This is a genomic window from Streptomyces sp. NK15101, from assembly GCF_020400725.1.
In the GTDB taxonomy this organism is placed as follows: Bacteria; Actinomycetota; Actinomycetes; order Streptomycetales; family Streptomycetaceae; genus Streptomyces.
Genome location: NZ_JAINVG010000015.1, coordinates 90,335 through 116,472 on the forward strand (window position 1 = coordinate 90,335; position 26,138 = coordinate 116,472).

27 protein-coding genes are annotated in these 26,138 nt (G+C 73.0%); 19 read left to right on the top strand and 8 right to left on the bottom strand.

Annotated features, from left to right (window positions below):
• The first annotated feature begins 6 nt into the window (after positions 1-6).
• From sufD to K7G60_RS11540, 6 genes are read left to right on the top strand one after another with little or no spacing between them, the layout of a single operon-like run.
• Complete coding sequence (gene sufD, locus K7G60_RS11515; RefSeq protein WP_225800740.1) at positions 7-1,188, top strand: Fe-S cluster assembly protein SufD; 1,182 nt, start codon at positions 7-9, stop codon at positions 1,186-1,188.
• Positions 1,188-1,505, top strand: a complete 318-nt coding sequence (locus tag K7G60_RS11520; RefSeq protein ID WP_030692512.1) for a bifunctional 3-phenylpropionate/cinnamic acid dioxygenase ferredoxin subunit — start codon at positions 1,188-1,190, stop codon at positions 1,503-1,505. Before sufD ends, K7G60_RS11520 begins: the two co-directional genes overlap by 1 nt.
• Positions 1,506-1,512: 7 nt before the next feature.
• Positions 1,513-2,277, top strand: a complete 765-nt coding sequence (sufC, locus tag K7G60_RS11525; RefSeq protein WP_030692513.1) for a Fe-S cluster assembly ATPase SufC — start codon at positions 1,513-1,515, stop codon at positions 2,275-2,277.
• Positions 2,274-3,542 carry a cysteine desulfurase gene (locus K7G60_RS11530; RefSeq protein WP_093876689.1) on the top strand — a complete coding sequence of 423 codons (1,269 nt, stop codon included), beginning with the start codon at positions 2,274-2,276 and terminating at the stop codon, positions 3,540-3,542. The genes sufC and K7G60_RS11530 overlap by 4 nt, the downstream gene beginning before the upstream one ends.
• Before the next feature lie 11 nt (positions 3,543-3,553).
• Entirely contained in the window at positions 3,554-4,015 is a 462-nt protein-coding gene (gene sufU / locus K7G60_RS11535; RefSeq protein ID WP_116161626.1) for a Fe-S cluster assembly sulfur transfer protein SufU, read from the top strand.
• Positions 4,012-4,350, top strand: a complete 339-nt coding sequence (locus K7G60_RS11540; RefSeq protein ID WP_030205917.1) for a metal-sulfur cluster assembly factor — start codon at positions 4,012-4,014, stop codon at positions 4,348-4,350. Before sufU ends, K7G60_RS11540 begins: the two co-directional genes overlap by 4 nt.
• Before the next feature lie 52 nt (positions 4,351-4,402).
• Here the strand turns inward: K7G60_RS11540 and K7G60_RS11545 are convergent, their stop codons facing one another.
• A complete protein-coding gene (locus tag K7G60_RS11545) occupies positions 4,403-5,476 on the bottom strand; it encodes an oxidoreductase (protein ID WP_225800741.1) in 1,074 nt (357 codons plus the stop codon).
• 45 nt (positions 5,477-5,521) lie between these two features.
• Between K7G60_RS11545 and K7G60_RS11550 the strand changes: the two genes are divergently transcribed.
• From K7G60_RS11550 to dapD, 3 genes are read left to right on the top strand one after another with little or no spacing between them, the layout of a single operon-like run.
• Positions 5,522-5,860, top strand: coding sequence for a multidrug efflux SMR transporter (locus K7G60_RS11550; RefSeq protein ID WP_225800765.1), 339 nt, complete (start codon positions 5,522-5,524; stop codon positions 5,858-5,860).
• On the top strand, positions 5,860-6,456 hold the full coding sequence (locus K7G60_RS11555) for a TetR/AcrR family transcriptional regulator (protein WP_225800742.1): 597 nt from the start codon (positions 5,860-5,862) through the stop codon (positions 6,454-6,456). The genes K7G60_RS11550 and K7G60_RS11555 overlap by 1 nt, the downstream gene beginning before the upstream one ends.
• A 44-nt stretch (positions 6,457-6,500) precedes the next feature.
• Positions 6,501-7,484, top strand: a complete 984-nt coding sequence (dapD, locus tag K7G60_RS11560; protein ID WP_225800743.1) for a 2,3,4,5-tetrahydropyridine-2,6-dicarboxylate N-succinyltransferase — start codon at positions 6,501-6,503, stop codon at positions 7,482-7,484.
• A gap of 225 nt (positions 7,485-7,709) precedes the next feature.
• Here dapD and dapA read toward each other — a convergent pair whose 3' ends face one another.
• The gene (gene dapA / locus K7G60_RS11565) at positions 7,710-8,648 is read right to left on the bottom strand and encodes a 4-hydroxy-tetrahydrodipicolinate synthase (RefSeq protein ID WP_225800744.1); all 939 of its coding nucleotides are present in this window, start codon (positions 8,646-8,648) and stop codon (positions 7,710-7,712) included.
• A 135-nt stretch (positions 8,649-8,783) separates the two neighbouring features.
• Between dapA and K7G60_RS11570 the strand changes: the two genes are divergently transcribed.
• Positions 8,784-9,539 carry an SDR family NAD(P)-dependent oxidoreductase gene (locus K7G60_RS11570; protein WP_225800745.1) on the top strand — a complete coding sequence of 252 codons (756 nt, stop codon included), beginning with the start codon at positions 8,784-8,786 and terminating at the stop codon, positions 9,537-9,539.
• Between the two features lie 22 nt (positions 9,540-9,561).
• On the opposite strand, the gene K7G60_RS11575 is transcribed toward K7G60_RS11570, so the two are convergent.
• Complete coding sequence (locus K7G60_RS11575) at positions 9,562-10,005, bottom strand: GNAT family N-acetyltransferase (protein WP_225800746.1); 444 nt, start codon at positions 10,003-10,005, stop codon at positions 9,562-9,564.
• A gap of 93 nt (positions 10,006-10,098) precedes the next feature.
• Here K7G60_RS11575 and K7G60_RS11580 point away from each other — a divergent pair, with 93 nt between their 5' ends.
• Entirely contained in the window at positions 10,099-10,812 is a 714-nt protein-coding gene (locus tag K7G60_RS11580) for an antibiotic biosynthesis monooxygenase (RefSeq protein WP_225800747.1), read from the top strand.
• 12 nt (positions 10,813-10,824) lie between these two features.
• Here K7G60_RS11580 and K7G60_RS11585 read toward each other — a convergent pair whose 3' ends face one another.
• Complete coding sequence (locus tag K7G60_RS11585) at positions 10,825-12,693, bottom strand: endonuclease/exonuclease/phosphatase family protein (protein ID WP_225800748.1); 1,869 nt, start codon at positions 12,691-12,693, stop codon at positions 10,825-10,827.
• A 239-nt stretch (positions 12,694-12,932) separates the two neighbouring features.
• On the opposite strand from K7G60_RS11585, the gene K7G60_RS11590 reads away from it, so the two are divergent.
• From K7G60_RS11590 to K7G60_RS11610, 5 genes are all read left to right on the top strand, one after another.
• Entirely contained in the window at positions 12,933-14,663 is a 1,731-nt protein-coding gene (locus K7G60_RS11590) for a hypothetical protein (RefSeq protein WP_225800749.1), read from the top strand.
• A 94-nt stretch (positions 14,664-14,757) separates the two neighbouring features.
• A complete protein-coding gene (locus K7G60_RS11595) occupies positions 14,758-16,212 on the top strand; it encodes a hypothetical protein (RefSeq protein ID WP_225800750.1) in 1,455 nt (484 codons plus the stop codon).
• Between the two features lie 243 nt (positions 16,213-16,455).
• The gene (locus K7G60_RS11600; protein ID WP_225800751.1) at positions 16,456-17,880 is read left to right on the top strand and encodes an alkaline phosphatase PhoX; all 1,425 of its coding nucleotides are present in this window, start codon (positions 16,456-16,458) and stop codon (positions 17,878-17,880) included.
• A gap of 54 nt (positions 17,881-17,934) precedes the next feature.
• Positions 17,935-18,663: a GntR family transcriptional regulator gene (locus tag K7G60_RS11605; RefSeq protein WP_225800752.1), complete on the top strand. Its 729-nt coding sequence runs from the start codon at positions 17,935-17,937 to the stop codon at positions 18,661-18,663.
• A gap of 46 nt (positions 18,664-18,709) precedes the next feature.
• Entirely contained in the window at positions 18,710-19,726 is a 1,017-nt protein-coding gene (locus K7G60_RS11610) for a 1-aminocyclopropane-1-carboxylate deaminase (RefSeq protein WP_225800753.1), read from the top strand.
• Between the two features lie 49 nt (positions 19,727-19,775).
• Here the strand turns inward: K7G60_RS11610 and K7G60_RS11615 are convergent, their stop codons facing one another.
• Both K7G60_RS11615 and K7G60_RS11620 read right to left on the bottom strand, forming a co-directional pair.
• Positions 19,776-21,020, bottom strand: a complete 1,245-nt coding sequence (locus tag K7G60_RS11615; RefSeq protein WP_225800754.1) for a TerD family protein — start codon at positions 21,018-21,020, stop codon at positions 19,776-19,778.
• Between the two features lie 36 nt (positions 21,021-21,056).
• Positions 21,057-21,296: a hypothetical protein gene (locus K7G60_RS11620; RefSeq protein ID WP_225800755.1), complete on the bottom strand. Its 240-nt coding sequence runs from the start codon at positions 21,294-21,296 to the stop codon at positions 21,057-21,059.
• Positions 21,297-21,351: 55 nt separating this feature from the next.
• On the opposite strand from K7G60_RS11620, the gene K7G60_RS11625 reads away from it, so the two are divergent.
• Entirely contained in the window at positions 21,352-22,356 is a 1,005-nt protein-coding gene (locus K7G60_RS11625) for an AraC family transcriptional regulator (RefSeq protein WP_225800756.1), read from the top strand.
• A 240-nt stretch (positions 22,357-22,596) separates the two neighbouring features.
• Here K7G60_RS11625 and K7G60_RS11630 read toward each other — a convergent pair whose 3' ends face one another.
• Complete coding sequence (locus K7G60_RS11630; protein WP_225800757.1) at positions 22,597-23,406, bottom strand: NAD(P)-dependent oxidoreductase; 810 nt, start codon at positions 23,404-23,406, stop codon at positions 22,597-22,599.
• Positions 23,407-23,620: 214 nt separating this feature from the next.
• Here K7G60_RS11630 and K7G60_RS11635 point away from each other — a divergent pair, with 214 nt between their 5' ends.
• Both K7G60_RS11635 and K7G60_RS11640 read left to right on the top strand, forming a co-directional pair.
• The gene (locus K7G60_RS11635) at positions 23,621-24,553 is read left to right on the top strand and encodes a 5-dehydro-4-deoxyglucarate dehydratase (protein ID WP_225800758.1); all 933 of its coding nucleotides are present in this window, start codon (positions 23,621-23,623) and stop codon (positions 24,551-24,553) included.
• A gap of 31 nt (positions 24,554-24,584) precedes the next feature.
• A complete protein-coding gene (locus K7G60_RS11640) occupies positions 24,585-25,718 on the top strand; it encodes a hypothetical protein (RefSeq protein WP_225800759.1) in 1,134 nt (377 codons plus the stop codon).
• Positions 25,719-25,788: 70 nt separating this feature from the next.
• On the opposite strand, the gene K7G60_RS11645 is transcribed toward K7G60_RS11640, so the two are convergent.
• Positions 25,789-26,138 (bottom strand): FCD domain-containing protein (locus K7G60_RS11645; RefSeq protein WP_225800760.1); only part of this gene is annotated, 350 nt, incomplete at its 5' end.

The following is a 26,138-nucleotide window of genomic DNA, read 5'->3' on the forward strand; positions in this document are numbered from 1 at the left end:
ACAGCCATGGCTGAGGCTCAGAACATCCCGGCGGGATCCACCACCGCCGGCTCGATCGCGGTGGCCGCCGAGTCCACCGTCGCCACGCGCATGAGCGCGCCCCCGTCCTTCGACGTCGCGGACTTCCCCGTCCCGCACGGCCGCGAGGAGGAGTGGCGGTTCACCCCGCTGGCGCGCCTGCGCGGCCTCCACGACGGCACCGCCGTCACCTCCGGCGAGGGTGTCAAGGTCGAGGTCGAGGCCCCCGAGGGCGTCACCGTGGAGACCGTCGGCCGCGACGACGAGCGCCTCGGCAGGGCCGGCACGCCCGTCGACCGCGTCGCCGCCCAGGCGTACTCCTCCTTCGAGAAGGCCTCGGTCGTCACCGTCGCCAAGGAGACGGTGCTCACCGAGCCGATCCGCATCTCCGTGCACGGCCAGGGCGGCGTCGCCTTCGGTCACCAGGTGATCGAGCTCGGTGCCTTCGCCGAGGCCGTCGTGGTCCTCGACCACACCGGTGACGCGGTGCTCGCCGCCAACGTGGACTACGTCCTCGGCGACGGAGCCAAGCTGACCGTCGTCTCCGTCCAGGACTGGGACGAGAACGCCGTCCACGTCGCCCAGCACAACGCGCTGGTCGGCCGCGACGCCTCCTTCAAGTCGGTCGTCGTCACCTTCGGCGGCGACGTCGTCCGCATCCACCCGCGCGTGCGGTACGCGGCCCCCGGCGGCGAGGCCGAGCTCTTCGGCCTGTACTTCACCGACGCCGGCCAGCACCAGGAGCACCGCCTCCTGGTCGACCACAACACCCCGCACTGCAAGTCCAACGTGGCCTACAAGGGCGCGCTGCAGGGCCAGGACGCGCACGCCGTCTGGATCGGCGACGTGCTCATCCAGGCCGCCGCCGAGGGCACCGACACGTACGAGCTCAACCGGAACCTGGTCCTCACGGACGGCGCCCGCGTCGACTCCGTGCCGAACCTGGAGATCGAGACCGGCGAGATCGCCGGCGCCGGTCACGCCTCGGCCACCGGCCGCTTCGACGACGAGCAGCTCTTCTACCTGATGGCCCGCGGCATCCCGGAGGCCGAGGCCCGCCGCCTCGTCGTCCGCGGCTTCTTCGCGGAGCTCGTCCAGCAGATCGGTCTGCCGGACGTCCAGGAGCGACTCCTCGCCAAGATCGAGGCCGAGCTGGAGGCCTCCGTCTGATGGCCTTCGTCCGAGTCTGCGCGCTGAGCGAGCTGGAGGCCGACACCCCGAAGCGGGTCGAGGTCGACGGCACGCCGGTGTCGGTCGTGCACACCGAGGGCGAGGTGTACGCGATCAACGACATCTGCTCGCACGCGAACGTCTCCCTCTCGGAGGGCGAGGTCGAGGACTGCGCGATCGAGTGCTGGCTGCACGGCTCCAGCTTCGACCTGCGCACGGGCAAGCCCTCCGGCCTTCCCGCGACGCGCCCCGTCCCCGTATACCCCGTAAAGATCGAAGGGGACGATGTGCTCGTCTCCGTCACCCAGGAGTCCTGAGTCACCCATGGCTACGCTTGAAATCCACGACCTGCACGTCTCCGTCGAGGCGGAGAACGGCCCCCGCGAGATCCTCAAGGGCGTCGACCTGACCATCAAGCAGGGCGAGACCCACGCCGTCATGGGCCCCAACGGCTCCGGCAAGTCGACCCTGGCGTACTCCCTCGCGGGTCACCCGAAGTACACGGTCACCGGCGGCACCGTCACCCTCGACGGCGAGGACGTCCTGGAGATGTCGGTCGACGAGCGCGCCCGCGCCGGCGTCTTCCTCGCCATGCAGTACCCGGTCGAGGTCCCCGGCGTCTCGGTCTCCAACTTCCTGCGCACCTCCGCCACCGCCGTCCGCGGCGAGGCCCCCAAGCTGCGCACCTGGGTGAAGGAGGTCAAGTCCGCCATGGAGCAGCTCCAGATGGACCCGGCCTTCGCCGAGCGCAACGTCAACGAGGGCTTCTCCGGCGGTGAGAAGAAGCGCCACGAGATCCTCCAGCTGGAGCTCCTCAAGCCGAAGATCGCGATCCTCGACGAGACCGACTCCGGCCTCGACGTCGACGCCCTGCGCATCGTCTCCGAGGGCGTCAACCGCGTCCGCGAGACCGGTGAGGTCGGCACCCTGCTGATCACCCACTACACGCGCATCCTGCGCTACATCAAGCCCGACTTCGTGCACGTCTTCGCGAACGGCCGCATCGCCGAGTCCGGTGGCGCCGAGCTCGCCGACGTCCTGGAGAACGAGGGCTACGACAAGTACGTGAAGGGTGGCGCATCCGCGTGACTTCCGCCCATCAGGGGCTGACCGGCCTCCTCGACACCGAGGCGATCCGCAAGGACTTCCCGCTGCTGGATCGCGTGGTCCACGACGGCAAGAAGATCGTGTACCTCGACTCCGCGGCGACCTCCCAGAAGCCGCGGCAGGTCCTCGACGCGCTCAACCAGTACTACGAGCGTCACAACGCCAACGTCCACCGCGGCGTCTACACGGTCGCCGAGGAGGCGACGGCGCTGTACGAAGGCGCCCGTGACAAGGTCGCGGCCTTCATCAACGCGCCGAGCCGCGACGAGGTGATCTTCACCAAGAACGCCTCCGAGTCGCTCAACCTCGTGGCCAACATGCTGGGCTGGGCCGACGAGCCCTACCGCGTGGACCACGAGACCGAGATCGCCATCACGGAGATGGAGCACCACTCCAACATCGTGCCGTGGCAGCTGCTCTCGCAGCGCACGGGCGCGAAGCTGAAGTGGTTCGGCCTCACCGACGACGGCCGTCTCGACCTCTCGAACATCGAGGAGGTCATCACCGAGAAGACCAAGATCGTCTCGTTCACGCTGGTCTCGAACCTGCTCGGCACGGTCAACCCGGTGGAGACGATCATCCGCCGCGCCCAGGAGGTCGGTGCGCTCGTCTGCATCGACGCCTCCCAGGCGGCCCCGCACATGGTCCTGGACGTGCAGGCGCTCCAGGCCGACTTCGTGGCCTTCACCGGCCACAAGATGTGCGGCCCGACCGGCATCGGCGTGCTGTGGGGACGGCAGGAACTCCTGGAGGACCTGCCGCCCTTCCTCGGCGGCGGCGAGATGATCGAGACCGTCTCGATGCACTCCTCCACGTACGCGCCGGCCCCGCACAAGTTCGAGGCGGGTACGCCCCCGATCGCCCAGGCCGTCGGCCTCGGCGCGGCCGTGGACTACCTGTCGGCGATCGGCATGGAGAACATCGCGCGTCACGAGCACGCGATCACCGAGTACGCCGTCCGGCGCCTCCAGGAGGTGCCCGACCTGCGGATCATCGGTCCCACCACGGCCGAGGACCGCGGCGCGGCGATCTCCTTCACGCTGGGCGACATCCACCCGCACGACGTGGGCCAGGTCCTCGACGAGCAGGGCATCGCGGTCCGGGTCGGCCACCACTGCGCGCGGCCGGTCTGCCTGCGGTACGGAATTCCCGCGACCACGCGAGCGTCGTTCTATCTGTACTCCACTCCGGCCGAGGTCGACGCCCTGGTCGAGGGGCTGGAGCACGTCCGTAACTTCTTCGGCTAGGGGAACGGCTCGTGAAGCTGGATTCGATGTACCAGGACGTCATCCTGGACCACTACAAGCACCCGCACGGGCGCGGTCTTCGGGACGGCGACGCCGAGGTGCACCACGTCAACCCCACGTGCGGCGACGAGATCACGCTTCGCGTGAAGTACGACGGCTCGCGCATCGAGGACGTGTCGTACGAGGGCCAGGGCTGCTCCATCAGCCAGGCCTCGGCCTCCGTCCTCAACGAGCTGCTCGTCGGCAAGGAGCTGGCCGAGGCGCAGAAGATCCAGGGCACCTTCCTGGAGCTGATGCAGTCCAAGGGCCAGATCGAGCCGGACGAGGCGATGGAGGAGGTCCTGGAGGACGCGGTCGCGTTCGCCGGGGTCTCCAAGTACCCGGCCCGTGTGAAGTGCGCGCTGCTCAGCTGGATGGCGTGGAAGGACGCGACCGCCCAGGCGCTGGGCGACGCGGAGAGGAAGTCGGCATGACCGAGAACGCCGAGGCCACGATGAAGCCGGCCTCCGAGGAAGAAGTCCGTGAGGCGCTGTACGACGTCGTCGACCCCGAGCTGGGCATCGACGTCGTCAACCTGGGCCTGATCTACGGCATCCACATCGACGACTCGAACGTCGCGACGCTGGACATGACCCTGACGTCGGCGGCCTGCCCGCTGACCGATGTGATCGAGGACCAGGCGAAGTCCGCGACGGACGGGATCGTCAGCGAGCTGAAGATCAACTGGGTCTGGATGCCCCCGTGGGGCCCGGACAAGATCACGGACGACGGCCGCGAGCAGCTGCGCGCGCTCGGCTTCAACGTCTGATCCGTTCGCGGACGAACGGCCGTGCCCTCCGGGGCACGGCCGTTCCGCGTTCTCAGAGGAGTCCGGCCGCGCGGGCCAGTTCCGGGGCCAGGTTCTCCCTGCGGATGCGCTGGTCGATGTAGAGCAGGGCGGTGACGATCGGCGGGAAGAGCGAGACGACCGCCTGGGTGATCATCTGGCCGATCGCCAGGGCGCCGACGAGGACCGCCAGGGAGGCGATCAGGGCGCCCCGGTCGTCACCGGAGAGGTCGGTGGCCGAGAGGGGGGCCGAGACCAGCATCGAGAGCAGCTGCTGGATGAACCCGCTCACCACGGCGGCCATCAGACCGGCCGCGAGCAGGCAGCCGAACACGCGCCACCAGGAGCCGCGGACCAGGGACGAGGAGCGGCGCATCGAGGCGAAGGCGCCCTGCCCCTCGACCACCGCGGCCGCCGGGGCCAGGCTGAACTTCACCCAGATCCACAGCGCGAGCGGGGCGATGAGCAGTGCCAGGCCGATGGCGACCAGAGGGGCCAGCAACAGGCCGCCCACCGGGGTGCCCGTCGCGTCGTCCGCGGCCAGGAGCAGCGCCACGACCAGCCCGACGAAGGCCGCGACGAACAGCGCCATCGGGATCACCAGGGCGAGGCTCGTCAGCACCACCGTGCCCAGGACCGCCGGCATCCGGGACCAGGAGCGGCGCCAGACCGCGCCGAAGGTCGTGGGCCGGCCGAGGACCGCTTCCTGGACCACCGCCGGGCAGGCCGCCGCCACCACCGTGGTGGCGCAGACCATCACGACCAGGGCGACGATCCAGACGCAGACGAAGGCGGTGACCAGCGGCCGGACGTCGTCCCACCGGGGCTCCTGGCCCTCCGGCAGGTCGAACACGGCGGGCAGGAGGTCGCCGACGGCGGCGTACGCGATGCCGAGCGCCGCCCCGACGACGAGGAGCGCGCCCCCGTAGACGGCCCCCGTCACCCCGAGCAGCTGCTTCCAGTAACGGCCGATGGTCGTGAAGGCGCCGGTCAGGATCGCGCCGAAGCGGAGCGGCGCCAGGGGTATCACGCCGGGTTGCGGCGGCGGGGGCGGCGGCGGGTAGCCGTAGCCGTACGGCGGCCCCGGCGGGCCTGGGGGATAGGTCATGCGGGACACCGTATCGGTGGCTGACATGTACACCTGCACGCCGTGATGTGTACGCTCGTACGCATGGGTTACGGACTGCTCGCGGGCGCCATCGCGGCGGAGATACTCGCCACCACCTCGATGAAGTACAGCGAGGGCTTCACCCGGCTCTGGCCCTCCCTCGTCACCGGCGCCGGCTACCTCCTCTCCTTCGTGCTCCTCGCCCGGGCGCTCAAGACCCTCCAGGTCGGCACCGCCTACGCCATCTGGTCCGGTGTCGGCACCGCCGTCGTCGCCCTCATCGGCTACCTCTTCCTCGGCGAGAGCCTCAACGCCGCCAAGATCGCCGGAATCGTCCTCATCATCGCCGGGGTCGCCGTCCTCAACCTCGGCGGCGCGCACTGATGGCACGGCCCCGGAGGCACGACCCCGACCGGCGCGAGCGGATCGTCGACGCCGCCCTCGCCGTCGTCGGACGCGCCGGGATCGGCGGCCTCAGCCACCGCACGGTGGCCGCCGAGGCCGACGTGCCGCTCGGCTCCACCACGTACCACTTCGCCTCCCTCGACGAACTCCTCGTCGCGGCGCTGCGCCGGGTCGACGGCACCTTCGGGGCGCGGCTGCGGCGGGACCCAGAGATCGACGCGCCCGACCTCGCCGCCGGCCTCGCCGCGCTCCTGCGGGAGCGGCTGGGCGCCGAACCCACCGGCGTGGCGCTGGAGTACGAGCTCTACCTCGCCGCCCTGCGCCGCCCCGCCCTGCGTCCCGTCGCCGCCGAGTGGACCGACGAGGCCGTCGCCGCCCTCGCCCCGCGCACCGGGCCCGTCACCGCCCGCGCCCTGGTCGCCCTCATGGACGGCATCAGCCTCCAGGTGCTGCTCACCGGCGCCGCGTACGACGAGGGGTACGCCCGGGAGATGCTGGCCCGGATCCTGAACGAAGACCCGAACCGGCAGGCCGGAGCCTCGTCGGAACCGCCCACGGACCAGACCGACACCTGAGACCGGTTGGCCCGGGCAGGGGGCCGCCCGTTAGGTTTTCCGTCATGACCACTGCTCCTCGCACCACCGGCGCCGTCGCCGCCGGCCTCGCCACCATCGCCGGCGACGGCACCGTCCTCGACACCTGGTTCCCCGCCCCCGAGCTGACCGACGCCGCCGGCCCGGCCGGCACCGAGCGCCTCACCCCCGACGAGGCCGTCAACGCCCTCGGCGAAGGCGCCGCCAAGGCCCTCGGCGTGGACGCCCGCCGGGGCGTCGAGGTGGTCGCCGTCCGTACCGTCATCGCCTCGCTCGACGAGAAGCCGCTCGACGCCCACGACGCCTACCTGCGCCTCCACCTGCTGAGCCACCGCCTGGTCAAGCCGCACGGCGTGAGCCTGGACGGCATCTTCGGCCACCTGGCCAACGTCGCCTGGACCTCGCTCGGCCCGGTCGCCGTCGACGACATCGAGAAGGTGCGGCTCAACGCCCGCGCCGAGGGCCTGAACCTCTCGGTCACCTCGATCGACAAGTTCCCGCGCATGACCGACTACGTCGTGCCCGCCGGCGTCCGCATCGCCGACGCCGACCGCGTCCGCCTCGGCGCCCACCTCGCCGCCGGCACCACCGTCATGCACGAGGGCTTCGTCAACTTCAACGCCGGCACCCTCGGCACCTCCATGGTCGAGGGCCGCATCTCCGCCGGCGTCGTCGTCGGCGACGGCTCCGACATCGGCGGCGGCGCCTCCACCATGGGCACCCTCTCCGGCGGTGGCAACGTCGTCATCTCGATCGGCGAGCGCTGCCTGATCGGCGCCGAGGCGGGCGTCGGCATCGCGCTGGGCGACGAGTGCGTCGTCGAGGCCGGCCTGTACGTCACCGCCGGCACCCGGGTCAGCATGCCCGACGGCCAGATCGTGAAGGCCCGCGAGCTCTCCGGCGCCTCCAACATCCTCTTCCGCCGCAACTCGGTCACCGGCGCTGTCGAGGCCCGCCCGAACAACGCGGTCTGGGGCGGACTGAACGAGATCCTGCACAGCCACAACTGACGGTCCGCGAGTCGCCCTCCCGGTCTCCTCGCACGGCCGGGAGGGCGGTCGGCCGCCTCCCGCGCGGGGCGGCGGCCGCCCCACCGCCACAGGGGGCGCGGGGCGGTGTCCGGCGGCGGGGTGGTGAACGCGTCGCCGTCCGCCGCCCGAAGCGCGCTCAGGCCACGCGGGGCACCGCCGTCCCCCGGGCGCGGTACGCGACGGGACGGCGTCGTGAAGCTCCTGTCACACGGCGACGGGTTCCGGTGAGCCGGTCGCCCGCGCCTCCGCCCGCTCCGCGCGGAGGAGGGCCTCGTGGGCCGCGCGCAGCCCGTCGGCCGTCTCCCGGTCCGCGGGCTGCAGCGGTTCGCGCACCGGACCGCCGAGGAGCGCCTTCGTGGTCACCGTGCCCGGCAGGCCCGAGGCCATCATCAGCTCCGCCAGCGGCAGGAGCCCGGCGTTGAGCCGGGCCGCGCCGGCGGTGTCGCCCGCGTCGAAGGCGTCCAGGACCGCGCGCAGGTGACGCGGCACCACGTTCGCCACCGTACTGACGTAGCCGGCGCCGCCCACCGCGTACAGCGGCAGGTTCAGCTCCTCGCTGCCCGAGTAGTAGGCGAGCCCCGTCTCCGCGATCAGCCGGGCCGAGCCGAGCAGGTCGTTCGCGCAGTCCTTCACCGCCACGATCCGCGGGTGCCGGGCGAGCCGTCGCATCGTCGCGGGCTCGACCCGGGTGCCGGTGCGGCCGGGGATGTCGTAGACCATCACCGGCAGCCCGGTCGCGTCCGCGACCTTCAGGAAGTGCGCCTCGACGGCCGACTGCGGGGGGCGGCTGTAGTACGGGGTGACGACGAGCAGCCCGTCCGCCCCCGCCTCCTCGGCCTGCCGGGCCAGCTCCGCGGTGTGGCGGGTGTCGGCGGTGCCCACCCCCGCCAGGACCGACGGGCCGGGGCCGACCGCCTCGCGGACGGCGCGGATCAGCGCGGCCTTCTCGGCGTCGGTGGTGGTCGGGGACTCTCCCGTCGTGCCGTTGAGGACCAGGCCGTCGCAGCCCTCCGCGACGAGCCGGACGGCGAGCTCCCCCGCCGCGTCGAGGTCGAGCGCGCCGGCGGCGGTGAACGGGGTGATCATCGCGCAGAGGGCGCGCCCGAAGGGTCGTTCGGGGGTGATTCCGGAAGCAGTGCTCATTCCGGAAGTCTGGCCGCGCCCGACCGTGAAGGTCCACTTAGATCTGCTTGGTCCGAGAGATAAGGGCCGCTGAAGAGTGGGGTCCGTCTGGCATGATCGGCGGGCGCGACAGGGGGACATGGAGAAACGCACCGCATGAGCTCACACAGCACCGCCGCCGAACGGCGCGTCGCACTCGTCACCGGATCGTCCTCGGGCATCGGCGCCGCCGTCGCCCGCCGCCTCGCCGAGGCCGGCTACCGGGTCGCGGTCAACTCCGCGCGCTCCGTCGAGGCCGGCGAGCGCCTCGCCGCCGAACTGCCCGGCGCCGTCTACCTCCGGGCGGACGTCTCCGACGAGACCCAGGCCGGGGAACTCGTCGAGCGGACCGTGGACACCCTCGGCCGCCTTGACCTCCTCGTCAACTGCGCGGGCACCACCCGGTTCATCCCGCACGACGACCTGGAAGCCGCCTCGCCCGAGGTCTGGCGCCACCTCTACGACGTCAACGTCATCGGCGTCTGGCAGACCGTCACCGCCGCCGTCCCGCACCTGCGGAAGACCCGCGGCAACGTCGTCACCGTCTCCTCCCAGGCCGGCGTCCGGCCCGGCGGCAGCTCCATCCCGTACGCCGTCTCCAAGGCCGCCGTCAACCACATGACGAAGCTCCTCGCCAAGACCCTCGGCCCCGACGTCCGCGTCAACGCGGTCGCGCCCGGCCTCGTCGACACCCCCTGGTTCGACGGGGTCGAGGGCGCCGACGCCGCCAAGGAGCACGTCGCCGGGGTCGTCCCGCTGCGCAGGATCGGCCGCCCCGAGGACATCGCCGGCGCCGTCTTCGACCTGGCCCACGCGTCGTACATCACCGGCGAGGTCCTCCTGGTCGACGGCGGCGGACATCTGCTGGGCTGACACCGCCCGTCCGAAGGCGCCGTCAGAGCTTCAGCTTGAAGCCGTCGTGGCTGCGCGCGAAGCCCAGCGAGGCGTAGAAGCGGTGGGCGTCCGTCCGCCGCTTGTCGCTGGTCAGCTGGACGAGCGCGCAGCCGCGCTCCTTCGCCCGCGCCACGGCCCGCTCCATCAGCTCCCGGCCGAGCCCGCCGCCGCGCCGGTCGGCCCTGATCCGGACCGCCTCGATCAGGGCCCGTTCGGCGCCGCCCCTGCCGAGCCCCGGGATGTACGTGGCCTGGAGGCAGCCCAGGACGGGACCGCCGTCCACCAGGACCAGCATCTCGTTGCGCGGATCGCCCCCGATGTCCGCGAAGGCCCGCTCGTACGCCTCGGTGACGACGACCGAGGCGGGGTCCACGACCCTGTCCTCGTCGGCGAGCAGGGCGAGGACGGCGGGCAGTTCGGCGCGGGTGGCGGGGCGAAGGATCACGGGACGAAGTCTCCCACGGTGGATCCCCTTGACCTCAACCATGGTTGAGGGAGGACGGTGGAGCCATCCGAACCGAGCAGGAGGAGACACTCCATGAACGCCGTCGCACGCCCCGATGCCCGCCCCGACCTCCACCGCCCCGGCGTCGGCGCCGTCCTCGTCAGCACCTGGAGCGTCGGCACCCCCGAGCGCCAGCGCGCCGCCGTCGAGGCCATCCGGAGGGCCTGGGAGAGCCGCGAGTGGCCGGACCTCGGCCTGCTCTCGTACAGCGTCTCCGCCGGGACCGACGGGGACACGCTGCTGCACTACTCGCAGTGGACCGAGCAGAAGGCCTACGACGACTTCGTCCGCACCTACCGCGACGACCGGAACGCCGAGATCGACGCCGCCGTGCCCGGCATCGAGCGGGTGGAGCTCCGCCGCTACGCGCCGATCCACCGTTCCGCCGTCCGCGGCGGGACGGGCACCGGCGAGCTGCCGGGGGTCGTCGTGGTCGTCGAGGCCGACTTCGACGGGCCCGGGGCGGGGCGCCGGGAGGACTGGGTGGACACCGTGTTCACCGCCCTGGACGAGGACGCGGCGAAGCGGCCGGCCTCCGGCGGGATCAGCGCCCAGTTCCACCTGTCCACCGACGGCGGCCGGGTCCTGAACTACGCCGAGTGGGAGAGCGAGCAGGCCCACGCGGAGTGGCTGGCGGACGACGCCCGGCTGAGCGAGGCCTGGAAGCGGGTGCATCACCACCCGGGACTCGCGGGCAGCCGGGTGCGGCGGTACACGCCCGCGCTCAGTCTGAGCGCGGGCGTGTGACGGCCCCGGCCGTCAGGGGCGGAAGCGCAGGACCTGCGGGTCGTGGTCGCTGTCCTGGTCGGCGAACTCGGCGTTGATGTGCACGCTGTCGTACTCGAAGTGGTGCACGCCCGGGCTGGTCAGGATCTGGTCGAGGACCTGGCTGTTGCCCTGGTAGACGTACGAGTAGCGCTCGCCGGCCGGCAGCGACTTCACGGCCGGGTAGAGCACGCCGCCGTCCGTCAGCGCCTGCGCCGTGCCGGAGAACTCGAAGTCGTTGATGTCGCCGACCACGAGCACGTCGGCCTGCTTGTCGACCGCGACGATGTCCTTCACGAAGGCGTTGACGGCCTGCGCCTGGAGGAGTCGCTTCGCCTCGGAGGAACGGTTCGGCGGCTGGTGGTGCGAGACGATGGACTCGTCGCCGCCCTTCGAGCCGAAGTGGTTGGCGATCACGAAGACCGTGCGGCCGCGGAAGACGAACTCGCCCGCGAGCGGCTTGCGGCTGGCCTCCCAGGCGGCGTTCGCCGGGTCGATGCGGCCGGGGGAGAGGGTCAGCGCGGCGCGGCCCTTGGTGCCCGTGACGGCGGTGGCGGTGGTCGCGTCGCCACCGGCGCGGTCCGTGAAGGAGACCCGCTCGGGGTTGAAGAGGAAGACCTGACGGATGTTGCCGCCGGGCTCGCCGCCGTCCTTGCCGTTCACCGGGTCGATGGAGCGCCACTCGTACGCCGGGCCGCCGGCCGCCACGATCGCGTCGGTGAACTTCTTCACCGTCGCGTCGGCGGCGACCGTGCCGTCGTTCTTGGCGCCGTTGTTGTCCTGGATCTCCTCCAGGGCGACGATGTCGGGCGAGGCGAGGTTCTCGACGACCGCCTTCGCGAGCGCGTCGAACTTCTCCTGCGGGTCGCCCGGGTCGAGGTTCTCCACGTTGTACGTCGCCACGGCCAGCTCGTTCTTGTGCTGCCTGTCCGTGGTCTCGCGCTCCAGGCCCTCGTCGACGACCGTGCCGAGGGTGCGGGCGGTCAGCGTGTAGCCGCCGAACTGGTTGAAGTCGAGGGGGCCCTCGGTGGTGCCGGTCAGCCGGTCGCCCACGTTCGCCTTGGGGAAGGGCTGCTGGGCGAGCGGGGTCAGCGACTGGATCTGGAGCCGACCGGTGTTCTGGGACTCGTACGAGCCGTAGACCGTGCCGCCGCGCAGGTTGGGGTTCTCCCAGGGCTTCACCGTCACCCAGAGCTCCGCGTACGCGTCGGTGGCGCCGACCACCCGCGAGGAGTCGATCCGGACGTTGGTGCCCTCCAGGGACTCGTAGTAGTCCAGGGCGTACGTCTCGGGGTCCAGGGTCAGGCCGTTGATCGATCCGCCCGCGGCCGGGTCGCCCTCGGGGGTGTACGCGTCGGGGACCGACCAGCCCGAGATCGTCACCGGGGCCGGGACCGGGTTGCCCTTCGAGACGACCGTGACGACCGGCTTGGAGATCTGGGTCAGCGACTGGTTGCCCGAGTTCAGGCCGCCGGGGACGTACTCGGTGACCGTGCCGTTCAGGCTGACGGCGTCGCCGACGGCGACGGTCGGGACGGAGCTCGTGAAGACGAAGATGCCCTCGCTGGTGGCCGGGTCCGCGTCGGCCTCCGGGTCCTGGATCCAGAATCCGCGCGAGCCGTAGGTGCGGACGCCGGTGACGATGCCCGTGACGCCGGTGACCTGCTTGCCGACGAGGGGGGAGACGCGCGTCGTGCCCTGGATGTCGTGGATGCGGACGCCGGCGGCCGCGCCGTCCGCGGCGGCGGCCTCCGCGGTGGTGATCTCCGCGGCGACGCTCGACGGGCCCGCGAGCAGACCGGCGGCGAGGGCGGAGGCGACGACGGCGGAGACCGCGGCGAATCTCGGTATGGACGAAGACATCAGAGGCTCCGAGGGTGCTTGGAGGAAAGGCAGATGAATCTACGCGCGTCAATCTCTTGTGAGAGCCCCGCACTTGTCAAGAGTCGACGGGTTGGCAGCTGCTGGCTCGGCTGTCGGTCGTGGTTGGCCGGTGTGTCCCTCGATGGGGTGAACGGGGGCGGTTCCCGGGATCTTGTGCTCTGCGGCACGGACGATCGGTGGTGGCAGACGGGTTCGATGCGGTCGGGGGAGGGTGGCCGGTGGCGCGCAGGCGCGGCAGGAAGCGGGAGCTGCGGGCCGTCGCGGCCCCGTTCACGGTTTCCGCGCCCACCGGGGCCCGTATCCGGGACCGGCTGCGGGTGAGTGCGGGTGAGGCGGAGGTGCTGCGGCTCGTCGGTGAGCACCTGGGCCGGCACCAGCGGGCCGATCTCGCCCAGCGCATCGGCCTTGGCAGGGTCGCGGCGAAGGACAATCGGCGCGCACCGCGAAAGAAGTCCCTCACGGCCGTCTCCTCCTCCCGTTGGGCCGGGGCCATGACCCGTGCCTCGGAGGACCAATACCAGCTTTCGGTCCGGGCCCTGTTCAATGAGAGGTCCTCCCTGCGCCGTGCCGTGCGCACCGTGGAGAAGCGGCTCGCGGTGCCGTGCGGGCAGCGCTCGAAGTCCCGTGCGCGAGGTTATTCCACCCAAGCCGAACGCTTCGAGAAGCAGCGCCGCCTCCAGGTCCTCACCGGCCGACTTGCGGGCGTCGAGCAGCGCATCGAAGCCGGGCGCCCTACGATCACGGCCGGGGGTCGGCGCCTGCTGAAGACCCGCCACAACCTGGCCGACGCCCGGCTCACCGAGGCGGAGTGGCGGCAGCGGTGGGACGCCGCCCGTCTGTTCCTGACCGCCGACGGCGAATCCGGCGCCCCGCACGGCAACTACACCATCACCGTCGCGCCGGAGACCGGCGAGGTGTCGATGGTGCTGCCCGAGCCGCTGCGGCATCTGGCGAACGCCCCCAGGGGCCGCTACGAGCTGTCGTGCCCCGTGCGGTTCTCGCACCGGCGGGAGGAGTGGCTGGACCGGGCCACCGCGAACCGGGCCGTGCGGTACGACATCGTGCACGATCCGGTGCGCGGCCGCTGGTACCTCGACGCCTCCTGGGCCGTCGAGGCGGCCGTGCTGCCCACGCCGGAGGAGATCCGGTCCCGCGGCGAACGTCTCCTCGGCGTCGACCTCAACGCCGAACACCTCGCCGCGTACGTCCTCGACCCGCACGGCAACCCCGTCGGCGAACCCATCACCGTGCCGATCGCCGTCGAGGGACCGGCGTCCCAGCGGGACGGCCGTCTGCGGGCCGCGATCAGCCGGCTCCTCGCCGTTGCCCGTGCGCATCACTGCACGGGCATCGCGATCGAGGACCTGGGCTTCGGCGACGCCCGCGCCACCGGCCGGGAGACCATGGGGCGCGGCGGGCGCGGGAAGAAGTTCCGCCGCACCGTCGCCGCCATCCCCACCGCCCGCTTCCGGGAGCGGCTGCGCTCTATGGCCTTTCACGCCGGACTCGTGGTGATCGCGGTCGATCCGGCGTACACCAGCGTCTGGGGCGGGCGGTACTGGAAGGCCCCGCTCCAGCAGAACAACCGGCAGGCCACCGTCACCGGGCACCACGGTGCCTCGGTGGCCATCGGACGACGCGCCCTGGGGCACCGAGTGCGGCGTCGGCCAGGTGTGACCGTCCACGACCGGAGGATCGTGGCACGGAGAGCTACCGGCCAGGCCGCACTCGTCCCCAGGGCACGTGGGGCCGCGAGCCCACCCAGGACGGCGAGCACGCCACACGGAGGCGGCAAGACTCGACCGTGCCGAGGTGACCAGCTCGCGCTGTTCCCCGACCTCGAAGACCGTTCGCGAGGTCACCGGGCCCTCACCGGCCCGGCTTCGTGCGTGCTGCCGACACCGGCTGACAACGCCAAGAACGGTGTACGAAGGCTGACGGATCCGTGAACCGACGGGCGGGGTCCCGGATGCGTCTACCCTGAGGACGCTCGATGAGCCCCTCATCCCCTTCACCCACGCACGCGTCGAGGAGACCCCCCAGATGTCAGCGGAGCACCCCACCCTTCCCCCCGTTCGGCTGCCTGCGGACGCGGAGCTGGCGCGGGACGCCCTGGCCGCACCCCTTCTCGCCCAGGCGGTACGGCTCGCCCGCTGGGCCGGACCCGCGACCCGGGTCGACGCGGGCGGCGATCTCGTCGACGAACAACTCCCCGAGGCCGCCGAAGTGCTGGGCCTCGCCGACGACGAGGACGGCGAGACCTGGGCCGGCGACGCCTGGCGGCTCGCCGTCGACACCGGCCTCGTCACCGTCGAGGACGGCGAGGAGGGCGAGGACGCCGACCTCCCCGGCCGGGCCGGCCCCGGCGAGAACCTCGCGCTGGTCACGGGCGGTTCGCCCCAGGACGTCCTCGGACTCTGGCTGGACGGCTTCGACGCCGTCTTCGCCGACGCCGTCGCGCCCGTCCTCGACGACCTGGACGCGATCCTCGGCGAGGACGGCGAGATCGACATCGAGGCGCTCGACTGGGACCCCGAGGCCGAGGCCGAGTTCCTGGAGGGCGTCCTCGGCAACCTCTACCTGCTGACCGTCAGCGAGGGCGGAGCCGGCGAGGGTCCCGTGCCGCTGCCCGCGCTCGCCGCGTCGATGGTCGTCCCCGACGACATGGGCGAGCCCACCGACGACGTCCTGGAGCAGGTCTCGGACGCGATGATGCGGCTCGACGAGCAGTTCCGGCTGCTCGAACCGATCGGGCTCGTCGAGTACCAGCCCGTCGACGAGGCCCTCATGGCCGAGGAGGGCGAGGAGCCCGCGCCGCCCGTCGACGACGAGGACGTCACCCGCTACGGCATGGTCCGGCTCACCCCGCTCGGGCTCTACGGCGTCCGGACCAGGATGCTGGAGGCCGGCGTGGACGCGCCCGCCGTCGGCGACCTGACGGAGAAGGACGCCGACGCGCTCCTCGACGGGATCGCCGGCTACCCGGCGGCCGCCGCCCGCGAGGAGACCGCCGCGTGGCTGGCCGGCCGCGACGCGCTCGGCGCCGCCCGCGAACTGCTGCACGCCGCCCGGGGCGCCGACGCCGGCTCCCCGCTCCGCCGCCTCCACTGCCAGCAGACGCTCTCCCTCGTGGGCGCCGAGGCGGAGCCCGCCGTCCGGGAGGTCCTGGACGACGCGGAACTCGGCGGCCTCGCCCGGGTCTGGCTTGCGGAGCGCGGCGCGGCGGACGTGCCCGCGCCGCCGGAGTCGATGATCTTCTGGCTGGCGATCGACACGATCGCGGCCCAGCTCTCCTCGGACGGCTACCTCCAGGAGCTCCAGGAGCTGATCGAGGGCCTGACCGGCCGCCACAGCGGTTTCTTCGAGGCGGCCTGGCGGGTGGAGCACCCGGCCACGGCGGAGGTCCTGGAGGCGATGGGCCGCCTGCACCGGGACAAGGCGTCGGCGAAGGAGGCCCGCAAGGCCGCCTTCAAGGCCCGCTCCCGCTCGGGCTCCTGACCCGGGGCCACGGAAAGGGGCGCCCCCGCGCGGGACGCCCCTTTCGTGGCGCTCCGCGCGGGACACCCCCTTCCAAGGCGCTCCGCGCGGATGTCCGGAAAGCGGCGCCGGGGGAGCAAGGCGCGGGGCGTGGTGCCCCGTCAGGGCGGCCCTGTGGTGTTCCCGTGGTGTTCAGGCGGTGTTCGTAGCGGCGCGGGAGGGTAGCGGCGCGAGATCCGGCCATCACAGGGAGAACCCACCACCATGCCGCTCAACCGCAGAGAGTTCACCAAGCAGTCCGCCGTCGCCGGCGCGGGCCTCGCCCTCACCGGAGCCGTCGGGGCCCTCGCCACCGCGCCCGAGGCGCTCGCGTCCGACGAGCCGGAGGCGTACGGCGCGGGCCACGATCACGGGCGGACGCTCGGGTACGGCCCGCTGGTCGCCGACCCCGACGGGATCCTCGCCCTGCCCGAGGGCTTCTCGTACCGCGTCATCACCCACAGCGGCGTGACGCGCCTGGAGTCCGGCGAGTTCACGCCCTCCAACCACGACGGCACCGCCGCCTTCGCCGGACCGCGCGGCACCACGTACCTCGTCAACAACCACGAGCTCAAGGGCCCCCGCGGCAAGTGGGAGCACCCCGTCCCGCTCACCGAGGGGCTCGTCTACGACCCGGCCGCGGCCGGCGGCTGCACGGTCGTCGAGGTGCACCGCGACGGCACCGTCGCCGAGTGGGTCGGCATCGCCGGCACCTCCACCAACTGCGCGGGCGGCCGCACCGCCTGGGGCACCTGGCTGACCGGCGAGGAGACCGAGGACCTGGCCGGCAAGAACGGCATGACCAAGGACCACGGCTACGTCTTCGAGGTCGACCCGTACGACCGCCGCGCCAACCTCGCCCCGAAGCCGGTCAAGGCCTTCGGCCGCTACGCCCACGAGGCCGTCGTCGTCGACCCCAAGCGCGGCCACGCCTACCTGACCGAGGACGCCTCCGGCCCCAACGGGCTGTTCTTCCGCTGGGTGCCGCCGCAGGGCTTCGAGCACGGCCGCGGCAAGCTCCGCGCCCTGGCCGACGACGCCGGTGTGCTCCAGGCCTTCAGGTGCATCGACTCCTCCGGCCGCTTCGTGGACGACCTGTCCCGCGCCACCCGGATCGGCACCGTCTACGGCGTCGACTGGGTCGACGTCCCCGACCGCGACGCCCGCACCACCCCCGTCCGCAAGCAGTTCACGGACGGCCAGGTCACCCGCGCCCGCAAGCTGGAGGGCATGTGGTGGGCCGACGGCGGCGCCTACGTCGTCTCCTCCTACGCGCGCGAGGAGAGCCCCGGCACCGCGCACGACGGTCAGGTCTGGTTCTACGACCCCAAGCGCCGCACCCTCACCCTCAAGGTGCTCCTCGGGGTGAACGCGGCCCCGGACGAGGACGGCGCCTTCGACGGCCCCGACAACATCACCGTCTCCCCGTACGGCGGGCTCGTCATCGCCGAGGACGGCGAGGGCGTCCAGCACCTCTTCGGCGCGACCGACTCGGGCCGCACCTACCCCATCGCACGCAACGACCTCAACGACAGCGAGTTCACGGGCGTCGTCTTCTCGCCCGACGGCGACACGCTGTTCGCCTGCATCCAGAGTCCGGGCATCATGGTCGCGATCACCGGTCCCTGGCGCCGCCAGCCCCGCCGCTGACGCCGGAACCGATCTCTGGCCGGACCCGTGGACCGACATCTAACATGTCAGTCCATGGACGCACTGCGGCCCGTGGGCCGGACCCTGCTGCGTGACCGGGCGTACGAGGCGCTGCGCGAGGCCATCGTCCGCGGCGACCTCGCCCCCGGCTCCCCGCTGAAGGACGCCGATCTCGCCGAACGGCTCGGGCTCTCGCGCGCACCCGTGCGCGAGGCCCTGGCCCGGCTCGGCGACGAGGGGCTCGTCGAGTCCAAGCCGCAGAGCTACACCCGGGTCACCCGGCCGGTCAGCAGGGTCGTCCGGGACGCCGCCTCGGTGGTGCGGGTGATGCACGAGCTCGCCGCCAGGACCGGGGTGCCGCTGCTCGGCCCCGAGGGCATCCGGACCATGCGCGAGGCCAACGAGCGCTTCGCGGCGGCCGTCCGCTCCTCCGACGTGGAGGCCGCCCTGAACGCCGACGACGAGCTCCACCAGGTCCTCGTCGTCGCCAGCGGCAACCACGCGGCCGCCGCCACGATCGCGCGGTACACCCCTCTGATCCGCCGCGTCGAGCGGCGCCTCTTCGGCGATGCCGGGAGCTGCGGATCGGCCGAGCTGCACGCCCGGCTCATCGAGGCGTGCGAGGCGGGGGACGCGGAGGAGGCGGTGCGGGTCACCACGGAGATCTGGGCCGCGCTCGAACAGCTCGCGGACGACGCCATCGAGGTGGCCGAGGTGACCGGCATCCCCGCGCCCCCGCCCGCCGGCGCCCCAGCCCCGGGGAGCCCGCCGCCCGTCCCGTAGAGCGTCCAGGACCGTCGACCCGTCGCCGCATCCACCGGGAGCCGCTTTGCCGATCACCGACTTCGACCGCTACCCGCTCCTCTTCGGGCCCTCCCCGGTCCACCCCCTCGAACGGCTGACGCACCGCCTCGGCGGCGCCGCCCTCTGGGCCAAGCGCGAGGACTGCAACTCCGGCGTGGCGTACGGCGGGAACAAGACCCGCAAGCTGGAGTACCTGGTCGCCGACGCGCTCGCCCAGGGCTGCGACACCCTCGTCTCCATCGGCGGGGTCCAGTCCAACCACACCCGCCAGGTCGCCGCCGTCGCGGCCCGCGCCGGACTCGGGTGCGTCCTCGTCCAGGAGAGCTGGGTCGACTGGCCCGACTCCGTCTACGACAAGGTCGGCAACATCCTGATCAGCCGCCTCGCGGGCGCCGACGTGCGCCTGGTGAAGGCCGGTTTCGGCATCGGCTTCAAGGAGAGCTGGGAGCAGGCCCTGCGCGAGGTCGAGGAGGGCGGCGGGAAGCCGTACGCGATCCCGGCGGGCGCCTCCGACCACCGCCTCGGCGGTCTCGGCTTCGCCAACTGGGCCTACGAGGTGGCCGAGCAGGAGCGCGAGCTCGGTGTCTTCTTCGACACGGTCGTCGTCTGCTCGGTGACCGGCTCCACCCAGGCCGGCATGGTCGCGGGCTTCGCCGCGCTCGCCGAGGAGGGCGGCCCGGCCCGGCGGATCATCGGGATCGACGCGTCCGCGAAGCCCGTCCCCACGCGCGAGCAGATCACCCGGATCGCCCGGAGCACCGCCGCCCTCATCGGCGTCGAGCGCGAGGTGACGGCGGCCGACGTCGAACTGGACGAGCGCTACCACGCCGGGACGTACGGCGTTCCGGACGAGACCACCCTCGACGCGATGCGGCTCGCCGCCCGCACCGAGGGCATGGTCACCGACCCCGTCTACGAGGGGAAGTCGATGGCGGGTCTGGTCGACCTGGTGGACCGGGGAGAGATCGGCCGGGACTCGACCGTGCTCTACGCCCACCTGGGCGGCCAGCCCGCCCTCAACGCCTACAGCGCGCTGTTCTGAGAGGCGTCCCGTCGCCGAGGGCCGTCCGGCGGATCGGGGCCGGACGGCCCTAGAGCGCCTGGGCGGCCGGCTTCACCATGCCCCGGACGGTCCGCGACTTCACGAACTCGCCCATCGCCGTCATCTCCCACTCGCCGGAGAACTGCTTGATCAGCTTGGCCATCATCACGCCGGTCTGCGGCTCGGCGGTGGTCAGGTCGAAGCGGACCAGCTCCTCGCCCGTCGTCCCGTCGAGGAGCCGGCAGTAGGCCTTGGCGACCTCGGTGAACTTCTGGCCCGAGAAGGAGTTGACCGTGAAGACCAGGCCGGTGGCGTCGGCCGGCAGCCGGCCGAGGTCGACCGTGATCACCTCGTCGTCGCCCGCGCCCTCGCCGGTGAGGTTGTCGCCGGAGTGCTTGACCGAGCCGTTCAGGATGGACAGCTTGCCGAAGTAGCAGCTGTCCAGGTGGTTGCGCTGCGGGCCGTACGCGATGACGGAGGCGTCCAGGTCGATGTCCTTGCCCCGGTAGGCGGGCTCCCAGCCGAGACCCATCTTGACCTGGGAGAGCAGCGGGCGGCCGCCCTTGACCAGGGACACCGTCTGGTTCTTCTGGAGGCTGACCCGGCCCTTGTCGAGGTTGATCTTGCCGGTGGAGACGGGGGCGGCGGCCGGGGCCGGCGGGACCGGGGCCGCGATGCGCGGGTCCACCGGGGCGGCGGGCGGCACCGGCGGGGCCACGGGGGCCGCGGCGACGGGCGCGGGGGCGGCGGGCGCGGGGGCGGCGGGCGCGGGGGACGGGGCGGCGGCGGGCTCGTCGTCCACCGAGACGCCGAAGTCGGTCGCGATGCCGGCCAGCCCGTTCGCGTACCCCTGGCCCACCGCGCGGGCCTTCCAGACGCCGTTGCGCAGGTAGATCTCGACGACCACCAGTGCCGTCTCCGTGGCCAGGCGCGGCGGCGTGAACGTGGCGATCACGGCGCCGTCGTCCGCGTTCCGGATGGTGGCCGTCGGCTCGATGCCCTGGAAGGTCTGGCCCGCGGCGTCCGGGCTCGCCGTGACGACGATCCTCTCGATGCCGGCCGGGAGGGCGCCGGTGTCCACCAGGATCGCGTCGGGCGTGGCCCCGCCGCCGGAGCGGTAGGTGACACCCGGCCCGGCCGGCTGGTTGTAGAAGATGAAGTCGTCGTCCGAGCGCACCTTGCCGTTGGCGCCGAGCAGCAGGCCCGAGACGTCGAGCCGCACGGGGGCGGCCACGTCCACCGCCACGCGCGCGGCGGTGAGAGGGATGTTCGAGCCGGGGGTCATAGCGGTCATGCCAGGGGTAACGATCCGGCCCCCTTTGCCGTTCCCTTACCGGCGGCCGGTTCGGCCACTCCGGTTACGCGGGTGGTTCCCGGCCTGCCGCTCGTTGCCGAAGCGGTACGAGCCCGTCCAGCGGGCCATCACCAGCTGGGCGTCGCCCGTCTCCACCTCGGCGAGGAACTTCTCGGCGCGCCCGCCGCGCAGCACGCCCGCGGCGCGTCCCCGGTGGGTGAGGGCGACGGAGCCGTCGCGGCGCCGTTCGTAGGCGAATCCATGGGGTCGTGGCATGCCGGGCATCCTGCCGTTCCCGGTCAGATCCGTCATATGAATATTCTTTCGGTTCATGGGAGCTGTGGGGCCCGCGGGCGGCGCGGGGGTGACGGGCGGGAGCTCGTTCCGGACGGGGGACGTGGACGAGGCGCGAGAGGAGCTCGACGCGCGCTACTACGCCAACCGCATGGCCGTCGTCGACGGGGAACGGCGCCCCTTCGCGGCCCGCTTCGACACCGTTTCGCTCGGGCCGCTGGTCATCGGCGACCTCAGCTGCGGCGCCGATGTGCGGATGAGCTTCGGCGAGCTCGGCGCGTACCACCTCAACGCGCCGCTGAGCGGGACGATGGAGATGCGCCAGGGCGGCGGCTCCCGGATCGTCGCGACGCCCGCCGAGGCGCTGCTCCTCGACCCGGCCGGTGACACCTTCCTCGACCGCTGGAGCGGGGACTGCCGGACCCTGTCCGTGAAGATCGGCGCGGCCGAACTGCGTGACCGCCTCGAAAAGCTGACGGGCCGCCCGCCGCGTGGCCCGCTGGTCTTCGAGCCCCGCCTGGACATCACGCGCGGCCCCGGCCTGAGCTGGGTGCGCTTCGCCCGCCAGGTCGCCGCCGAGGCGCTCGCCGGGGAGGGGCTCGCCACGCACGAGCTGGTCGCGAGGCCCCTGCAGGAGGCGCTGCTGAACGGGCTGCTGCTGGCCGCCGAGCACCCGTGGCGGGAGGCGCTCGCCCATCCGGGGGAGGCGCGGCGGCCGGCCCCGGTCAAACGCGCCATGGACGCGGTGCGGGAGCGCCCCGAGCACCCGTTCACGACCACCGAGCTCGCCGCCCTGGGCCGGGTGAGCGTGCGGCGTCTGCAGGAGTCCTTCCGGGAGTACGTGGGGATGTCGCCGATGGCGTACGTGCGGGAGGTCCGGCTCGACCGGGTCCGCGAGGAGCTGCGGGCGGCCGCACCGGACGAGGTGAGCGTGAGCGAGGTGGCCTGGCGCTGGGGCTTCGCCCATCAGGGCCGGTTCGCGGCCCGCTACCGGGAGAGGTTCGGCGAGTCGCCGTCCCGGACGCTCCGCGCGGGCCGCTGAGCCGAGGAAGGGGCGCTGGGCGGAGGGCCGCTGGGCCGAGGAGGGGGCGCGTCCGCGTGGGCGGGTGTGCTTCCGGTGCACCGGCCCACCGCGCAATCCGGACAGGTACCGCGTTCCGCGGCTCGCGATGATCTTCGGCCGGACCTACGGTGAGCTGGTCAGGTGCGTCGGCGCACCGAGGCCCGGGCCCCGGCCGGCTCCCCCGTATCAGTCCGGCCGGGGCCCGTGTACCCCCTCCGGTCAGTGCGGCCAGCGGGGCGGGTCGGCGCAGAAGTGGCCGCCCACGTAGAGGTCGTCGGGGCTGCCCTCGGCCGGGAGGCCCTTCTCGGCGACGATCTTCTCCGCGTAGACCTCCGAGTCGTCCTCCGGCGCGTAGCCGAGTGCCCGGGCCGTGGAGAGGTCCCACCACGCGCGCGTGTTGGCGGACGAGCCGTACACGACCGTGTGGGCCACGTCCTCGGCGGTGAGCGCCGCGTGCAGGAGGCGGGCGCAGTCGGCGGGGCTGAGCCACATCGAGAGCATCCGCACCGAGGTGGGCTCCGGGAAGCAGGAGCCGATGCGCAGGGAGACGGTCTCGATCCCGTGCAGGTCCCAGTAGAGCTGGGCCAGGTCCTCGCCGAAGCACTTGGAGAGTCCGTAGAAGGTGTCGGGCCGGTGCGGGGTGTCGACCGGGACGGGCGGCTCGCCCTCGCGCGGCCGCCGGGTGAAGCCGACCGCGTGGTTGCTGGAGGCGAAGACCACGCGCCGGACGCCCTCCTCGCGTGCGGCCTCGTAGAGGTGGTGGGTGCCGGCGATGTTGGCGGCCATGATCTTCTCGAAGTCGGCCTCCAGGGAGATGCCCGCCAGATGCACGATCGCGTCGACGCCCCGGACCGCCTCGCGCAGCGCGGCGCGGTCCGCGAGGTCGGCGACGATCGCGTCCGGCGCCTCCGGCACGGGGGCGACGTCCAGGAGGCGGAGCTCGTAGCCGTACGGGGGCAGCAGCTCCCGCATCAGCGTGCCGACGCCCCCGGCGGCGCCGGTGAGCAGGACGGTGCGGGGTGCGGTCATGGAGCGGATCTCCTCCGTCGATGGCATTCACATGAGCGGCATTCACAACCGTGGACACGCTAGGGAGGCGTCCGACGGGGCGTCAAGATCCTTGACGGAGCCGCGCAATCGCCTTGACCGGCCGATCGGGGCTGCTCTAGCGTGCGTGAGGCCAGCGTTCATGCATATGGATGAAAGTCATGATTGTGCACGACGGACTTCCCTGGGAGCGCCCGTGACCACTGCCCCGCTCGCCGGCCGCCTCGACGGCCTGCTGTTCTTCCCCGTCACCGCCTTCGCACCCGACGGCTCCGTCGACCTCGCCGCCTTCCGCGCCCACGTCCGCGCCGGTGTCGACGCCGGCGCCGCGGCCGTGTTCGCCTGCTGCGGCACCGGCGAGTTCCACGCCCTCACCCCCGAGGAGTTCCGGGACTGCGTCGCCGCCGCCGTCGAGGAGGCCGCCGGCCGCGTCCCCGTCGTCGCCGGCGCCGGCTACGGCACCGCGCTCGCCGTCCACTACGCGCGCCTCGCCGAGGAGGCGGGCGCCGACGGGCTCCTCGCCATGCCCCCCTACCTCGTCGTCCCCGACCAGGCCGGGCTGCTCCGCCACTACACCGAACTCGCCGCCGCCACCTCGCTCGACGTCATCGTCTACCAGCGGGACAACGCGGTCCTCACCCCCGACACCGCCGTCGCGCTCGCCCGCACCGACGGCGTCATCGGCCTCAAGGACGGCCTCGGCGACCTCGGCCTCATGCAGCGGATCGTCAGCGCCGTCCGCGCCGAGGGCCTCGACCTGCTCTACTTCAACGGTCTGCCGACCGCCGAACTCACCGGCGCCGCCTACCGGGGCATCGGCGTCACCCTCTACTCCTCCGCCGTCTTCTGCTTCGCCCCCGACCTCGCCCTCGCCTACCACCGCGCCCTCGCCTCCGGCGACGAGGCCACCCTGAACCTGCTCGTCGACGGCTTCTACCGGCCCCTCGTCGAACTCCGCTCCCGGGGCCGGGGATACGCCGTCTCGCTCGTCAAGGCGGCCGTGCGCAGGGGCGGCCTGGACGTGGGCGAGGTACGGCCGCCGCTGAGCGAGCCCGCGCCCGAGCACGTCGACGCGCTCATGCTGCTCGTCGAGCGCGGCCGGACCCTCCTCAAGGAGGTCGGCGCATGAGGACCGGAGCCTTCCCCGAGGAGGTCGGCGCATGAGGACCGGAGCCTTCCTCTACCCCTGGGACGTCGACGGCGACCCGGCCGCGCCCGGACTCCTCGCCGAACTCGGCCTCGCGCAGGTCACCCTCGCCGCCGCCTACCACTCCACGCGCGCGCTGAGCCCCCGTCACCCCGCCCACCGGATCGTCACCGCCGAACACGCCGCCGTGCTCTACCCGCCGGACCCCCGCCGCTGGGCGGACCGCGCGCTCCGCCCCTACCCCGCGGGGGAGTGGGCGCCCGGGGACGCCTACGGACGGGCCGCCGAGGCCCTCGCCGCGAGCGGCCTGGACGTGCACAGCTGGGTCGTCCTCGCGCACAACTCCCGCCTCGGCGCCGAACATCCCGGGACCTCCGTCGTCAACGCCCACGGCGACCGCTATCCGTGGGCCCCCTGCGTCGCCCGCCCCGAGGTCCGCGCCCTCCTCGTCGACCTCGCCGCCGAGGCGGCCGTCCGGCCCGGCGCGACCGGCACGGAACTGGAGTCCTGCGGCTGGTACGGCCTCGCCCACCTGCACGCCCACGACAAGACCGCCGGGATCGCCCTGGGGGAGCGCGAGCAGCTCCTGATGTCGCTCTGCTTCTGCTCCTCCTGCCGCGAGGGGTACGGGGAAGAGGGGGCCGACCCCGACGAGCTGGCCGCCGCCGTACGCGCCGCCCTGGAGCCCGTCTGGGCCGGCGCGGGACCGGCGGGCGGGCTCGGTGCCCTGGAGGTCCCCGCCCTCGCCTGGCGCGCGCGGACCGCCCGCACCTTCCAGGAGGCCGCCGTCGCCGCCGTGCGCGCCGCCGCCCCGCCCGGCTTCCGCGTCCTGCTGCACGCCGACCCCGACCCGTACCGCTGCGGCGCCGACGCCGGCACGGACCCGGCCCACGTCCTCGGGCTCGCGGACGGCGTCGTCGCCCGCCCGCCGAAGCTCGCCGCCTTCGCGGAGCACGCGCGCCCGGAGACCGTCCTCGCCGCCAACCTCTCCGTCGTCGGCGGCATGGGCGGCGCCCCCGAGCACCTGGCCCGGGACGCCGAGCACGCGCGCGAGGCGGGCGCGACCGAACTGCGCCTCTACCACGCCGGACTGGCCTCGGACGAGGACCTGGCCGCCGTCCGGACGGCGCTGCGGAAGCTGGGCTAGGGCCTGCCGTCGAACTCCCGCCCGCGGGGCGGGCGGGAGTTCGACGGACCCCAGGGGGCTCCCTTGCCGGTCAGGCCGGGTCCCCGGCCTCCGGCAGCGCCGCGAGGAGGCGCTGGGCCGAGGCGCGGGTGTCGGCGACGTGGGCGCGGGCCAGGGCCTCCGCGCCCTCCTCGTCGCGGTCGCGGACCGCCTCGTAGAGCCGCTCGTGCGCCCCGCACATCGGCTCGCCGTCCGCCTGCGCCGAGGTGAGCCGGAAGAGGCGGCGCAGCCGGGAGTCGAGCGGGGCCATCAGGTCCACCAGGAGCGGGTTCCCGGAGAGTTCGACGATGTGGCGGTGGAAGTCGGCGTTGAGCGAGACGGCCCGTGGATCGCCACGGCGGCGGTCGGCCTGGCGGGCGGCGGCGCGAACCTCATGTGGGA

What these genes read in the sequence shown, in the direction of transcription:
- K7G60_RS11555 (WP_225800742.1), top strand. Translation starts at nt 5,860, where the DNA reads ATGGCACGGCCCCGGAGGCACGACCCCGACCGGCGCGAGCGGATCGTC.
- K7G60_RS11595 (WP_225800750.1), top strand. Translation starts at nt 14,758, where the DNA reads ATGTCAGCGGAGCACCCCACCCTTCCCCCCGTTCGGCTGCCTGCGGAC.
- dapA (WP_225800744.1), bottom strand. Translation starts at nt 8,648, where the DNA reads ATGAGCACTGCTTCCGGAATCACCCCCGAACGACCCTTCGGGCGCGCC.
- K7G60_RS11585 (WP_225800748.1), bottom strand. Translation starts at nt 12,693, where the DNA reads ATGTCTTCGTCCATACCGAGATTCGCCGCGGTCTCCGCCGTCGTCGCC.
- K7G60_RS11570 (WP_225800745.1), top strand. Translation starts at nt 8,784, where the DNA reads ATGAGCTCACACAGCACCGCCGCCGAACGGCGCGTCGCACTCGTCACC.
- K7G60_RS11600 (WP_225800751.1), top strand. Translation starts at nt 16,456, where the DNA reads ATGCCGCTCAACCGCAGAGAGTTCACCAAGCAGTCCGCCGTCGCCGGC.
- K7G60_RS11580 (WP_225800747.1), top strand. Translation starts at nt 10,099, where the DNA reads ATGAACGCCGTCGCACGCCCCGATGCCCGCCCCGACCTCCACCGCCCC.
- K7G60_RS11615 (WP_225800754.1), bottom strand. Translation starts at nt 21,020, where the DNA reads ATGACCGCTATGACCCCCGGCTCGAACATCCCTCTCACCGCCGCGCGC.
- K7G60_RS11605 (WP_225800752.1), top strand. Translation starts at nt 17,935, where the DNA reads ATGGACGCACTGCGGCCCGTGGGCCGGACCCTGCTGCGTGACCGGGCG.
- K7G60_RS11545 (WP_225800741.1), bottom strand. Translation starts at nt 5,476, where the DNA reads ATGACCTATCCCCCAGGCCCGCCGGGGCCGCCGTACGGCTACGGCTAC.
- K7G60_RS11630 (WP_225800757.1), bottom strand. Translation starts at nt 23,406, where the DNA reads ATGACCGCACCCCGCACCGTCCTGCTCACCGGCGCCGCCGGGGGCGTC.
- K7G60_RS11550 (WP_225800765.1), top strand. Translation starts at nt 5,522, where the DNA reads ATGTGTACGCTCGTACGCATGGGTTACGGACTGCTCGCGGGCGCCATC.
- K7G60_RS11620 (WP_225800755.1), bottom strand. Translation starts at nt 21,296, where the DNA reads ATGCCACGACCCCATGGATTCGCCTACGAACGGCGCCGCGACGGCTCC.
- sufC (WP_030692513.1), top strand. Translation starts at nt 1,513, where the DNA reads ATGGCTACGCTTGAAATCCACGACCTGCACGTCTCCGTCGAGGCGGAG.
- K7G60_RS11640 (WP_225800759.1), top strand. Translation starts at nt 24,585, where the DNA reads ATGAGGACCGGAGCCTTCCTCTACCCCTGGGACGTCGACGGCGACCCG.
- K7G60_RS11540 (WP_030205917.1), top strand. Translation starts at nt 4,012, where the DNA reads ATGACCGAGAACGCCGAGGCCACGATGAAGCCGGCCTCCGAGGAAGAA.
- sufD (WP_225800740.1), top strand. Translation starts at nt 7, where the DNA reads ATGGCTGAGGCTCAGAACATCCCGGCGGGATCCACCACCGCCGGCTCG.
- K7G60_RS11520 (WP_030692512.1), top strand. Translation starts at nt 1,188, where the DNA reads ATGGCCTTCGTCCGAGTCTGCGCGCTGAGCGAGCTGGAGGCCGACACC.
- K7G60_RS11625 (WP_225800756.1), top strand. Translation starts at nt 21,352, where the DNA reads ATGGGAGCTGTGGGGCCCGCGGGCGGCGCGGGGGTGACGGGCGGGAGC.
- dapD (WP_225800743.1), top strand. Translation starts at nt 6,501, where the DNA reads ATGACCACTGCTCCTCGCACCACCGGCGCCGTCGCCGCCGGCCTCGCC.